General features: G+C 70.9%; 10 protein-coding genes. 3 read left to right on the forward strand and 7 right to left on the reverse strand.

Features of this window, described 5'->3' with window-relative positions:
- Positions 1–118: 118 nt before the first annotated feature.
- Both ACWDGI_RS09130 and ACWDGI_RS09135 read right to left on the reverse strand, forming a co-directional pair.
- Positions 119–1,345, reverse strand: coding sequence for a chitinase (locus tag ACWDGI_RS09130; RefSeq protein WP_450756927.1), 1,227 nt, complete (start codon positions 1,343–1,345; stop codon positions 119–121).
- 119 nt (positions 1,346–1,464) lie between these two features.
- Complete coding sequence (locus tag ACWDGI_RS09135) at positions 1,465–2,202, reverse strand: YqjF family protein (RefSeq protein WP_450757461.1); 738 nt, start codon at positions 2,200–2,202, stop codon at positions 1,465–1,467.
- A gap of 156 nt (positions 2,203–2,358) precedes the next feature.
- Between ACWDGI_RS09135 and ACWDGI_RS09140 the strand changes: the two genes are divergently transcribed.
- Positions 2,359–3,126, forward strand: coding sequence for a GntR family transcriptional regulator (locus tag ACWDGI_RS09140; protein WP_450756929.1), 768 nt, complete (start codon positions 2,359–2,361; stop codon positions 3,124–3,126).
- An 18-nt stretch (positions 3,127–3,144) separates the two neighbouring features.
- On the opposite strand, the gene ACWDGI_RS09145 is transcribed toward ACWDGI_RS09140, so the two are convergent.
- The 5 genes from ACWDGI_RS09145 to ACWDGI_RS09165 are packed head-to-tail and all read right to left on the reverse strand — an operon-like array spanning position 3,145 to position 8,944.
- A complete protein-coding gene (locus tag ACWDGI_RS09145; protein WP_450756931.1) occupies positions 3,145–4,668 on the reverse strand; it encodes a sugar ABC transporter ATP-binding protein in 1,524 nt (507 codons plus the stop codon).
- A complete protein-coding gene (locus ACWDGI_RS09150; RefSeq protein ID WP_450756933.1) occupies positions 4,665–5,681 on the reverse strand; it encodes an ABC transporter permease in 1,017 nt (338 codons plus the stop codon). Before ACWDGI_RS09150 ends, ACWDGI_RS09145 begins: the two co-directional genes overlap by 4 nt.
- Positions 5,678–6,742, reverse strand: a complete 1,065-nt coding sequence (locus tag ACWDGI_RS09155) for an ABC transporter permease (RefSeq protein WP_450756935.1) — start codon at positions 6,740–6,742, stop codon at positions 5,678–5,680. Before ACWDGI_RS09155 ends, ACWDGI_RS09150 begins: the two co-directional genes overlap by 4 nt.
- Positions 6,739–7,827 carry a mandelate racemase/muconate lactonizing enzyme family protein gene (locus tag ACWDGI_RS09160; protein ID WP_450756937.1) on the reverse strand — a complete coding sequence of 363 codons (1,089 nt, stop codon included), beginning with the start codon at positions 7,825–7,827 and terminating at the stop codon, positions 6,739–6,741. Before ACWDGI_RS09160 ends, ACWDGI_RS09155 begins: the two co-directional genes overlap by 4 nt.
- A gap of 25 nt (positions 7,828–7,852) precedes the next feature.
- Entirely contained in the window at positions 7,853–8,944 is a 1,092-nt protein-coding gene (locus tag ACWDGI_RS09165) for a sugar ABC transporter substrate-binding protein (protein ID WP_450756939.1), read from the reverse strand.
- 361 nt (positions 8,945–9,305) lie between these two features.
- On the opposite strand from ACWDGI_RS09165, the gene ACWDGI_RS09170 reads away from it, so the two are divergent.
- Both ACWDGI_RS09170 and ACWDGI_RS09175 read left to right on the forward strand, forming a co-directional pair.
- The gene (locus tag ACWDGI_RS09170) at positions 9,306–11,117 is read left to right on the forward strand and encodes an FAD-binding dehydrogenase (protein ID WP_450756941.1); all 1,812 of its coding nucleotides are present in this window, start codon (positions 9,306–9,308) and stop codon (positions 11,115–11,117) included.
- Positions 11,118–11,427: 310 nt separating this feature from the next.
- Complete coding sequence (locus tag ACWDGI_RS09175) at positions 11,428–12,531, forward strand: GNAT family N-acetyltransferase (RefSeq protein WP_450756943.1); 1,104 nt, start codon at positions 11,428–11,430, stop codon at positions 12,529–12,531.
- The last annotated feature ends 13 nt before the right edge of the window (positions 12,532–12,544 follow it).

Below are 12,544 nucleotides of genomic sequence, written 5' to 3' on the forward strand. Positions count from 1 at the left end.
TTCGGAGGAGGGGTGCGTCCGGAACTCGGCAGGGGGTTCATGTCGGTGAACTCCGGACGCATCCATAACCGTCGATGACCCGTGAAGCTAAAGGTCCGAACCAACCCCGTCAAGAGGTTCAGCAGGCGCCCTCGTCCTGCCAGGGGCCCCACTCCGAGGCGCTGGGCACCTCGTTCTGGGTCCACCACTTGGCCTTCCAGTTGTGGCTGTTGTACGAGACCTCGTTGCCGGCCGTGTACACCGCCGTCGAACTCCACGCGGTCTTGCAGGAGGTGGACGGCGGGGTCGGGGTCGGAGTCGGGGTCGGCGTGGGAGTGGGCGTGCCGGTCGGCGGGGTGACCCCGGCGAACCTCACCGAGTACTTGGCGAAGTCCCAGTCGCTCTGTGCCACGCTGGAGCAGGTCCCGGACGTGGTGCCGTTGTTGTCGGGCGGGCTGCACTGCCGGTCGCGGTTCAGGGACCAGAACGTGAAGCGGTCCATGTTGTGGCTCGTTGCGTAGTCGAGCACCGTCTGGAAGTCGGCCTGGGTGAAGTACTCGCCGCTGTCGCTGCGGCCGTTCATCCCGGAGAAGCCCTCGTGGGCGTAGGCGGTCGCCTGGTCCCAGCCGAAGGTGGACTGCAGGATGGCGTTGAAGTTGGTGAGCGCGCTGGTCTGCGAGGCCGCCCCGCTGAATCCGCCGTCGAACGGCATGATGGAGAAGTTGTTCGGCGTGAACCCCTGGGACTTCGCCTCCAGCAGCATCTGCTTGCCGAACCAGCCGGTTCCGTCCGCCGTGCCGGCCGTGGTGACCGAGACGTACAGGCCCGGGTTGTTCTGCTGGAGGATCTTCGCGGCGCCGATCTCGTTCTTGATCGCCGCGGTGTTCTCGTACTCCGGCTCCTCCAGGTCGAAGTCGATCGCGTGCAGTCCGTACTTGGTGATGACCTGCTGGTAGGCCGCCGCGGTGGAGGTGGCGTCCGCGCAGGTCTGGCCCAGCTTGGTGCCGCCGTAGCCGCCGATCGAGACGGAGACGTCGCCGCCCTTGGCGCGGATGGTGCTGATGACCGACTGGACGGCGGTGTCCGAGGAGACCGCCGCCGTGCCACCCCAGGTGGGGGAGCAGCCGCCGCCGTTGGGGGCCAGGACGAACGCCAGCTGGAAGGCCTTGAGGCCGGTGGCGTCCATGATGGTGGCCGCGTTCGGCGGGTTGTTGTCCAGCGGCATCAGGTAGGGGGCGGCCGCGTACCACCGGTTGCTCAGCGCGGTGGTCGCACCCGAGGCGTTGCTCGCGACGAGCGCGGTCGTGCCGGCGGCGGCGAGGGTGACGGCGGCCGCCGCGCCCAGACATGCGCGAAGGGGTCTCACTGGTGCCTCCAGGGGGCGGGGGGAGGTGGGGGTGGTGCCCCAGCTTCCGGAGGTGTCGCGATCACGTCAATAGATTGGACTGGACCAAAGCGCACTTTGGACTAGACCATACGAGTTCTTTACCTGGCGCGCCGGGACAGCGTGGGCCGCCCGAACCGCACCTTCACGCCCGGCGACCACAGCACGCTGACCGGCGGCCCGGCAGGTGCGGGCAGGCCCGCCGCGGCCACCAACTCGTCGTCCAGATCGAGGAGTTCGGCACGGTGCAGCGGCCAGGGCGGGTGCTCGGCCGGCTGGTGCATGGTGCGCCCGTGCCAGGTGGTGTGCAGCCCCCAGCGCGCGGTCAGGAAGTGCTCGAGCGGCGACGGCTCGGCGATCGGCGGCCCGATCCGTACGACCGCCCGGCTACCGGTGGCCGGGCGGCCCCGTCGCCGGCAGGTGTAGGTGATCGTCTCGCCCTCGCGGCGCAGCCGCATCGAGGACCAGAAGTACGGCAGCCGGAATCCGAGCCGGCCCCCCAGTGCGGGGAACAGTCGGGCCGCGTCCAGGGATCTGAACACCACACCGCGCCGGCCCTGCTCGTCCACCGAGTACAGCCGTACGTTCGTCTCGCAGAAGGTCCCCAGATACGGCAGTCCGGGTCCCGGGCCCAGGCCGACGCCCCGCATCAGGAAGGGGACCAGGCCGACGTAGCTGACCCCGTCCAGCGTGTCCGGCCGGGTGCCGGCGGGCAGCAGCCCCGCCACCCGCTCCGGCGCCACCGGCCAGTGCAGAAAGGTGAGTTCGTGCCAGCCCTGCACCTGGGTCGGCCGCCGCACGGGCCGTGGGGTGGAGGGGGTGATCGGCTCGGGTTCCATGGACAGGGTCTTAGCACACCAGTGCGAGGCGGCGGTGGGAAGGGTGGCGGACCGGATGCCGCAGCTGCCGTGCGTGATCAGGACTTTCACGCCTCCCACCCCGCCCACCTGGGTAAACTGTGGACGACACAGAGGCCTTGAGGACGAGGAGCCGGGATGCCGTCGCACAGCTCTTCCGCGGCCGGGGCCCCGGCCGAGGGTGAGGAGCACGACGGGCCGCCTCCCGTCCGGCAGGCGCTGTCGGACAGTGTGTACGAGAGCATCAAGGCGATGGTCATGGACCACGAGATCGCCCCCGGCGCCCGCGTCGGCATCGACGCGCTCGCCCGCACCCTCAAGGTCTCGCCCACCCCGGTCCGTGAGGCCCTGGCCCGGCTGGAGTCCGACGGACTGGTGGTCAAGCGCGCCCTGTCCGGATACCGGGCCACGGAGCTGCTGACCCGTCAGGGCCTCGCCGAACTCTTCGAGATGCGGCTGCTGTTGGAGCCGCGGGCCGCCGCCCTGGCCGCCGCCAACGCCACCGAGGACCAACTCGACCACCTCGAACGGATCGTCGAGGAGATGCAGGCCCAGCCCAGCCCGAACGGCCGGTACGCGTCCTACCGCGACTTCGCCGCGCTCGACCAGCGCTTCCACGAGGCGATCGGACAGGCCGCGCACCGCCCGCTCCTCGTGGACGCGGTGGAACGCCTCCACGCCCACCTGCACATCTTCCGGCTCAGCAAGGTGGTCGGCGCCGGCGGCCCGACCGTCGCCGAGCACGAGCGGATCGTCCGGGCCGTACTGCGCCGCAACCCCGAGCGGGCGGCCGAGGCGATGACCGACCACCTCACCCGCAGCATGGAACGACAGGTCGCCGAGGGCGACGGCGAGGGCGGCGGCCGCGAGGGCGAGGACGCCCCCGAGCCGCCGGCTGCTCCCTGACCCGGGGCGCCCCGCGCTTCACGAGCGCACCGGGTCCTGGGCGTGGATCAGGCGGATGATCCGGCCGCTCATGCGTTCGTAGTCACGGTCGTTGTCGAGCTCGCCGCGGACGCGGTGGTCCGTCATGACCACGATCCGGTCGGCGAGGGTGACCATCTCCGCGAGGTCGCTGCTGATCAGCAGGATGGGCAGGCCGTCGCCGGCCAGCTCCCAGATCAGCTCGTGGAAGGCACGCTTGGTACGGACGTCCACACCCACCGTCGGCTCGTCCACGATCAGCAGCCGGGTGTCGGCGGCCAGCCACTTGGCGAGGCTGACCTTCTGCTGGTTGCCGCCGGAGAGCTCACCGGCGTTCTGCGAGAGGCCGGTGATCCGGATGCCGAGCCGGCCGACGAGGTCCAGGGCGACCGCGCGTTCCTCGGCCGCCGGGACGAACCCGAACGCCCTGGCCAGCCTCCGCCACACCGTCACCGTGATGTTGCGGACGATCGGCTGCTCCAGGAAGACGCCTTCCTCCTTGCGGTTCTCGGTCACGTACCCGATGCCGAACTCGTGCAGCGCCTGGCGCGGCGAGGCGATCCGGGCCGGCCTGCCGTGCACCCGCACCTCCCCGCCGGTGACGCGGTCCAGGCCGAGCACCGCCTTGACCAGCTCGCTCCGCCCGGCGCCGACCAGCCCGTACAGACCGACGATCTCCCCGGGCCGTACCGCCAGGCTGATGTCCCGGTGCCCGCCGGCGGTGGCGACCGCGTCCAGTTCCAGGACCGGCGCGGCGGACCGGTCGACCGCGCGCGGGCGCATCTCCGCCGCCGCGTGGGCGCGGCCCACCATGAGGCTCACGATGTCGTCGTGGGTGTGCTCGGCCAGCGGCGCGGACTCCAGCACCGACTTCCCGTCCCGCAGCACGGTGACGGTGTCGCAGACGGCGAACACCTCCTCCAGCTTGTGACTGACGAACACCACACAGGCGCCGCGTTCGGCCAGCCGCCGGACCACCTCGAACAGGCGTTCCGTCTCCTCGGGGGACAGCGAGGCGGTGGGCTCGTCCAGGAGCAGCACCCGGCTCTCGGTGTACAGGGCCTTGGCGATCTCCACCAACTGCTGCTGGGCGACGGACAGTTCGCGCACCGGCCGGTCCGGGTCGAGGTCGACGCCCAGCTCGGTCAGGCAGCTGAGGGCCGGTTCGGTCATGGCCGCGTAGTCCACCAGTCCGCGGCGCGCGGGCGGCTTCTGCAGGGTGATGTTCTCGGCCACCGAGAAGCCAGGGATCAGGTTGCGTTCCTGGTGGACGACGCCGATGCCGGTGCGGGTCGCCTCCAACGGCGAGCGGAGCTGCACCTGTTCGCCGCACCAGACGAGGGTGCCGCCGTCGGGGGCGTGCACCCCGGTCAGGACCTTGATGAGGGTGGATTTGCCGGCGCCGTTCTCCCCGAGGAGCGCGTGCACACTGCCGGCGGTGAGCCGCAGCCCCACGCCGTCCAGCGCGCGGACCCCGGGGAAGACCTTGACCAGGTCGCGGCATTCGAGAAGGACCGGATTCACCGCGCACCTCCCGGCTGCGGAGACGGCGTGGCCCTCGCCAGCCGGGTCTGGTGCAGGTGCCCGCCGGCGACCGTGCCGAGCACGACCAGCCCGATCAGGAGGTTCACCCAGCTCGGGTCCAGCGAGAACTGGGCGCGTGCCGCGTCGATGAGCCGGGTCACGAAGGCCGCCAGCACCGTCCCGAACACGGCGATGGAGCCGCCGGTCAGCGCGACACCGCCGATGATCGGCGCCGCGAAGCTCGGCAGCAGCCAGTCACCGCCGACGCTGCGGTTGACGCCGGGCAGCGAGGCGGTCGCCGTCACGGCGGCCACCCCGACCAGCAGTCCGGACAGCGTGTGCGCGACCACGATCTGCCGGTCGGTGGAGATCCCGGACAGCCGGGCGGCCAGTGGATTGCCGCCGGCGGCCAGCAGTCGCCGTCCCGCGACCGTCCGGTAGACGAACCCGCCCAGCAGGACCGCCGCGACGATCGCCGTGACGAAGACGAGCGGGACGTTCAGCGGCGCCGCCGTGCCGAGGTCGCGCAGGGCCGGCGAGTAGCCGTCGACGGTACGGGTGCCGGTGAGCCGGTACTGGGCGCCGAGGAGGATCGTCATGGTGGCGAGCGTGACGATGAAGCCGTTGATCCGCGTGGCCACGATGACGATGCCGGTCACCAGGCCGACGGCGGTCGCCGTCAGCAGGCCCGCCGGCACGGCGACCACGGCCGGCACTCCGTGATCGGCCATGAGCACCCCCGTCAGACAGGCGGTGAAACCGCCCAGGGCGCCGACGGCGAGATTGAGCTGGCCCACGCACAGCGCCACCATCTGCGCCAGACCGATCAGGATGGGCGTGGCCAGGTACTGCAGGAAGACCCGTACCGAGGGGCCCTCGAAGAAGGAGCCCGACGACGCCACCTCCAGCGCCACCGAGCCGGCCACGACCACCAGCAGCAGCATGGCCGTCGTCGTGCGGGAGAACCGGTGCAGCACCGCGGCCGCACGGTTGTGCTGATCGATCGTGCTCATGTGGAGCGCACCACCTTGCGATAGGACACCACGGTGCGGATACGGTCGGCCGACAGGGCAAGGAGGAGGATGCAGCCGAGATAGATGTTGAGGCTTTCCAGGCCGACGCCGAGCAGGTCGAGCCCCTTGCGGATCACACCGACCAGCGCGGTGCCGAGCAGCGTGCCCAGGACGGAGACCACCCCGCCGGTGAGCAGGGTGCCGCCGAGCACCGCGCCGAGGAAGGACGGCAGCATGAAGTCGTCGCCGATGGAGGCGCGGAACGTGCCCGTCCCGGCGGCGGCCATGAAACCGGCGAGCGCCGCGAGCAGCCCGGAGAGGGTGTGGGCCAGCAGGACCCGGCGTCCGGTGGGGATCCCGGACAGCTCCGCGGCGGCCGGGTTCGCCCCGGTGAGCAGCAGTTCCCTGCCGATGCGCGTACAGCCGTACAGGAAACCGAGACCGAGCATGGCGTACACGGTGAACTGGGCCAGCTGCGGGATGGCCGGCGAGCCGCAGACCGGTCCGACGCAGATGTCGGCGAGGGAGTAGGACCGCAGCGCGTCGATGCCGGCCGGGCGGGTGGTGAAGGCGGCGTCCTCGGTGAGGGCCGAGTACAGCAGGGAGACCAGGCCCAGCAGGGCGAAGTCCATCGCCAGCGTGACGACGAAGGAGCTCACCCCGGTGCGGGCGATCAGCCAGCCGGTGACCGCGCCGATCGCCGCGCCCGCGGCCAGGCACAGCAACAGGCCCAACTGCATGGGCAGATGGAGCCTGTCGTAGCCGAGGCCCGCGAACATGGCGCCGAAGGCGGCCATCCGCCCGACCGCGAGGTTCATGTGCCCCACGGACAGGGCGACCATCTGGGCGAGCGCCACCACGGTCAGCGTGGCCACGTCCCGCAGCAGCGGGAAGAGCACCAGGCGCTGGTCGAGGAAGGCCGGCCGCAGCACGCCGAACAGGACGCCGAGCGCGATGACCAGGACGAGCAGGCCGAGCCGCTGGTTGACCCAGAACGGCATGCGGTGACCGGCTGTCCTCTCCTCCGGGACGGTGTCCGGTGGGCTGACGGACGTCGTCATGCCACCCTCCGGTCGTCGAGGGCGTCCCGGTCCCAGTCGATGCCGATGCCCGGCACGTCCGGCGCCACGGCCAGGCCGTCGCGGATGGCCAGCTCGGTCCGGGTCACGGCCCGCAGCTGCGGGATGTATTCGACGAAGCTGCCGTTGGGCACCGCGGCGGCCAGGCTGACGTGCAGTTCCATCAGGAAGTGCGGGCAGACCATCACGTTGTGGCTCTCCGCCAGGTGCGCGACCTTCAGCCACGGGGTGATGCCGCCGATCCGGGCGGCGTCCACCTGGACGACGGAGGCGGCACCGGCCTCCAGGTAACTCCGGAACTGCGCCGGCGAGTACATGGACTCGCCGACGGCCACGGGTATCCCGGTGGCCCGGGCGAGCCGGGCGTGCCCGCTGATGTCGTCCGCCGGGAGCGGCTCCTCCAGCCAGTAGGGCGCGTACGGCTCCAGCGCGGCCGCCAGGCGGAGCACCGAGGACGCGGTCTGGGACTGGTTGGCGTCGGTCATGATGTGCAGCGCGGGGCCCACGGCCGCGCGTACGGCGGCCAGCCGCTCCGCGTCCTCGGCGGGATGCGGCCGGCCCACCTTGATCTTGACGCCCGCCCAGCCCGCCTCCTGGGCCCGCAGGGCGCTCTTCACCAGTTCCTCGGTGCTCAGATGGAGCCAGCCGCCCTCGGTGTCATAGACCGGGACCTCCTGGCGGTGTCCGCCGGCCAGCCGCCACAGCGGCTCGCCCGCCCGCTTGCAGCGCACGTCCCACAGGGCGGTGTCCACGGCGGCGAGCGCGAGGGAGGTGATGGCTCCGGTGGTGGTCGCCCGGGTCAGCGCGAACAGCCGCTGCCAGAGGGCCTCGACGTTGCGGGCGTCCTGCCCGACCAGGGCGGGCAGCAGATGGTCGCGCAGCAGGGCCAGCACGGAGCTGCCGCCGGTGCCGATCGTGTAGGCGTAGCCGGTGCCCGTGAGGCCGTCCGTCGTCTCCAGGTCGACCAGGACCGTCTCCTGCTTGACGAAGGACTGCACCGCGTCGGTACGGTCCGTCTCGACGGCGATGTCGGCCAGCCTGGCGGTCGCGGTCGTGATGAGGGTCATCGATGTCCGTTCTGTGTCGGGGCGGTCAGCCGCACGCGAGGATCTTGTCGGCGAACTCCTGCTTGAGCTGCGCGGTCTTCGTCCGCCGGGCCTTGTCGTAGTCGGCCACGTTCGCCTTGTCGACGACGAACGAGCCGGAGTCCACCTCCACCCCGGGGTCGCGCACGGTGCACTGCTTCGTCTGGAGCAGCGCGAGCGCCCAGACACCGATCTCGGCCTGGCCCACCGGGTTCTGCACGACGGTGGCCGTGACCGTGCCCTGCCTGATGCCGCTGAGGATCTTGGCGTCGTCGTCGATGGCGATGACCTTCGCCTTCGACCCTGACGACCGGACGGCGTCGGCGGCGGCGACGGCGGGGTTGTAGGCGGTCGCGACGATGCCCGTGATCCGGTCGCCCTTCGCCGCCATCAGGTCGGACACCGCCTTCTGCGCGGTCTGAAGGTCGGTGTCGATGTCGGTGACGGTCTGCAGGAGCCGCACCCTGCCGCCGGACTCCTCGACGGCCCGGGCGACCCCCTTGATCCGCAACTGGGTGTTGGCGTCCACGTTGTTGCCGGTCAGATGGACCAGGGTGCCCTGGCCGCCCATGGCCTCGATGGCCGCCTTCGCCGCCTTGTACGCGGCGAGTTCGACGTTCGTGGAGAGACAGAAGTCGGCCTCGTCGGTACCGCCCGCCGGACACGAGCCGAGGGAGGCCACCGGGAAGCCCTGCGACTTGAGGTCCGCGAAGGTCGTGTTGATGTCGGTGGGGGAGACCCCGAACACCCCGAAGGCGTTGTAGCCGCGCGCCGCGAGCGTGGACAGCAGGTTGTTCTGCTTCTGCTGGTCCCACTCGGCCGTCTCGTCGAACGTCACGGACCCGAGGCCGTACGTCTTCTTCGCGACGGCGCCCGCGGTCTTCCAGGGCTGGAAGTAGGGATGTGCGCCACCGGGGACCAGGGCCACCTCGGTCCGGGAGCCGTCCGCCAACTCGGCACCGCCGCCGGTCCGTTGGGCAGCCGTGGCCCCACCGGCCGCGGGGCCGGGGGCGTTGCGGTAGGTGCAGGCCGCTGTCCCCGCGGCGAGCAGGGCCGCTGTGAGAAGCCCGGGCAGGACGGATCTGGTCGGGAAGTGCATCGCCCACCCCTGCGGAATCAGATAGGAAATCGATGCGGAGATCGTGGGTCAGGGAGGGCTGTGCGTCAAGACTTGTGACAGGAACCGATGTGATCAGCGGTGATGCGGGCGACGCTCGCCCCGGAATCACCCTCCGCGCCGCTTGAGCGTGTGTCCTCCGTGCATCCGCCGCCAAAATCCTATAGGAAATCGCCTGCCCGCGTGATGCCTCTGGCCGCCTCGGAATATCTGACAATCCCCGTGTGCAGAACTCTGGTCGCCGCCCGCCACCTTGGGCTACCGTCGGTAACACCCTGCCGTCCCGGCAGTCTCAGACCTGTCTCCCGCACCGCCCGCATCCGTACGGAAGGCACCCCCATCCATGGAGAATCCCAGAGCAGGCGCCGGCCCGATCGACGGCACCGGCCAGCCGTCCCGATTCACCCGCCGTCAGGTACTGACGGTGGCCGGCGGCACGCTCGCCGGTATGGCCCTCAGTCAGGCGGGGGCGTTCGCCGCCGAGTCCCAGGACGCGGACGCGATCGTCGTCGGCCACGGCCTCGCCGGCCTGGTCGCCACCGCCGAACTCGCCGCCGCCGGCCGCAAGGTGCTGCTGCTCGACCAGGAACCGGAGGCCAGCCTGGGCGGCCAGGCGTTCTGGTCCTTCGGCGGACTGTTCTTCGTCGACTCCGACGAACAGCGGCTGATGGGCGTCAAGGACTCCCATGACCTGGCCTGGCAGGACTGGCTCGGCACGGCCGGCTTCGACCGCGACGTCGACGACCCCAAGGGCCAGGACTACTGGGCCTACAAATGGGCCCAGTCGTATGTGGACTTCGCCTCCGGCGAGAAACGCTCCTGGCTCTCCGGCCTCGGCGTGCAGTGGTTCCCGATCGTGGGCTGGGCCGAGCGCGGCGGCGGCCTCGCCGACGGCCACGGCAACTCGGTGCCCCGTTTCCACGTCACCTGGGGCACCGGTCCGGCCGTCGTGGAGCCGTTCGAGAAGAAGGTGCGCGCGGCGGTCGCCGCGGGCAAGGTGACCTTCAAGTTCCGTCACAGGGTCGACGAGTTGGTGACCACCGCGGGCGCCGTGACCGGCGTGCGGGGCGCGGTCCTGGAGCCCAGCAGCGCGGCCCGGGGCACCCCGAGCAGCCGTACCGTCGTCGGCGACTTCGAACTGCGGGCCCCGGTCGTGGTGGTCACCTCGGGCGGTATCGGCGCCAACCACGACCTCGTACGGCAGAACTGGCCGGCCCGGCTCGGCACCCCGCCCAAGTTCATGGTGACCGGAGTCCCCGCGCACGTGGACGGCCGGATGCTGGCCATCACCCAGCAGGCGGGCGGCCGGATCGTCAACCCCGACCGGATGTGGCACTACACCGAAGGCCTGCGCAACTACGCCCCGATCTGGCCGAACCACGGCATCCGCATCCTGCCCGGCCCGTCCTCGATGTGGTTCGACGCGAAGGGCCGGCGCTTCAACACCCCCGACGTACCCGGTTACGACACCCTGCACACGCTGGGGTGGATCACCGCCTCCGGCTACGACTACTCCTGGTTCGTCACCACCCAGAAGATCATCGCCAAGGAGTTCGCGCTCTCCGGCTCCGAGCAGAACCCCGACCTCACCAACAAGAACGTCTGGCAGCTGCTGTCCCGGATCTGGCAGACCCCCGAGCCCATCGAGAAGTTCAAGAACAACGGCGCCGACTTCGTGGTCGCCGACAACCTCACCGACCTCGTCACCGGCATGAACAAGCTGACCGGCGACCACCTCATCGACCTCGCCGACCTCAAACGGCAGATCGAGGCCCGCGACCGCGAGATCGACAACCCGTACACCAAGGACGTTCAGGTCCAGGGCATCCGCAACGCCCTGAGCTACATCGGCGACTCCCTCAGCCGTACGGCGCCGATCCACCGGATCCTGGACTCCAGCGCCGGCCCGCTGATCGCCGTCCGGCTCAACATCCTCACCCGCAAGACCCTGGGTGGTCTCCAGACCGACCTCTCCGGACGCGTCCTGAACAGCGACGGCTCCCCGGTGCCCGGCCTGTACGCCGCCGGTGAGGTCGCCGGCTTCGGCGGCGGCGGGGTGCACGGCTACCGCTCGCTGGAGGGCACCTTCCTCGGCGGCTGTCTCTTCTCGGGCCGCCAGGCGGGCCGGGCGGCGGCCGCGGCGACGGCGACCTGACGGAAAGTACCGGGAAAGTCCGAGTCACCCCACCCCCATCCCGCCGTGACAGTGGCACTCTTGACAGCGTGCGTACTGTTTCGCCACGTTTGAGCGACACCTCCGGACCGGCGACCCCGTCGCCGGTCGCGGACCGAAGGTGTACGGCGGGGAACAGGAGCTGTTCGTAGCAGCGGCAGAACGCGGAATCCGCGTTATGGGGGGGAGTGGTCGCCCATGCGATCCAGAGGCCAGTGCAGAGGCCCGTCCGGGAGTAGGTCCCGGAGTCATGCGCCACGCACCTCGTCAACCGAAGGGCGGTTGATCTGAGGTGGACATCACGATCCACAGACCCGGCGAGCTGACCCAGTCGCTCTGCCGGGCCTGGCACCATGCGATGGACGAGTCACCGGAGTACGCCAATCCCTTTCTGGCCCCGGAGTTCACGATCGGGGTCGGCAGGCACCGCGGGGGCGTCCGGGTCGCGGTCCTGCGCGACGCCGGCGAACCCGTCGGCTTCTTCCCCTTCGAACGCAACGCCCTCGGGGTGGGCCGGGCCATCGGCCTCGGCCTCTCCGACTGCCAGGCGCTGGTGCACCGGCCGGGAGTCACCTGGGACGCCCAGGAGCTGCTGAGCGCGTGCGGGATGTCCATCTTCGAGTTCGATCATCTGGTCGCCGAGCAGGGCCCGTTCGCCGGCCATGTCACCGGCACCTTCGCCTCGCCGGTGATCGACGTCAAACCCGGCGACGGCGGCTACCCCGAGTGGCTGCGCGCCACCTACCCCGGTCTGGCGAAGACCACGCTGAAGAAGGAACGGCGCCTCGGGCGCGACATCGGCGACCTGCGGTTCGAGTTCGACGAGCGCGACCCGGCGGCCCTGCGCACCCTGATGCGCTGGAAGTCCGCCCAGTACCGGCGGACCGGGCGGATGGACCGCTTCGCCCGCCCCTGGATCGTCGACCTCGTGGACCACCTCTTCCATGTCCGCGAGGAGCACTTCACCGGTGTGCTCTCCGTGCTCTACGCGGGCGACCGCCCGGTGGCCGCGCACTTCGGGCCGCGCTCGGGCACCGTACTGGCCGCCTGGTTCACCGCCTACGACCCCGAAATGCACTACTACTCACCCGGGTTGATGATGCATCTGCGCACCGCCGAGGGCGCGGCGCGCGGCGGTGTGACCCTCGTCGACCTCGGGCGCGGGGACAAGGAGTACAAGGACTGGCTCAAGACCCGCGAACTGCGGGTGGGTGAGGGGTTCGTCACCCGCACCCATCCGGTGGCCGCCGCGCACCGGCTGTGGCGCCGCCCGGTCCGCGGGCTGCGCAACACCGTCCTCGCCCATCCCCGGCTGCGTGAGCCGGCGGACCGGCTGCTGAAGACGGTCGGCACGCTGCGTGCCTCGCGCCGCCCGGACGGGATCCGCCAGGGGTGAACCCCCCGTCCGG

Source organism: Streptomyces sp. NPDC001220 (genome assembly GCF_053597895.1).

Bases quoted from the DNA above. Each gene is read 5' to 3' on its own strand.
- ACWDGI_RS09155 (WP_450756935.1), bottom strand. From the start codon at position 6,742: ATGACGACGTCCGTCAGCCCACCGGACACCGTCCCGGAGGAGAGGACA.
- ACWDGI_RS09140 (WP_450756929.1), top strand. From the start codon at position 2,359: ATGCCGTCGCACAGCTCTTCCGCGGCCGGGGCCCCGGCCGAGGGTGAG.
- ACWDGI_RS09170 (WP_450756941.1), top strand. From the start codon at position 9,306: ATGGAGAATCCCAGAGCAGGCGCCGGCCCGATCGACGGCACCGGCCAG.
- ACWDGI_RS09135 (WP_450757461.1), bottom strand. From the start codon at position 2,202: ATGGAACCCGAGCCGATCACCCCCTCCACCCCACGGCCCGTGCGGCGG.
- ACWDGI_RS09160 (WP_450756937.1), bottom strand. From the start codon at position 7,827: ATGACCCTCATCACGACCGCGACCGCCAGGCTGGCCGACATCGCCGTC.
- ACWDGI_RS09150 (WP_450756933.1), bottom strand. From the start codon at position 5,681: ATGAGCACGATCGATCAGCACAACCGTGCGGCCGCGGTGCTGCACCGG.
- ACWDGI_RS09165 (WP_450756939.1), bottom strand. From the start codon at position 8,944: ATGCACTTCCCGACCAGATCCGTCCTGCCCGGGCTTCTCACAGCGGCC.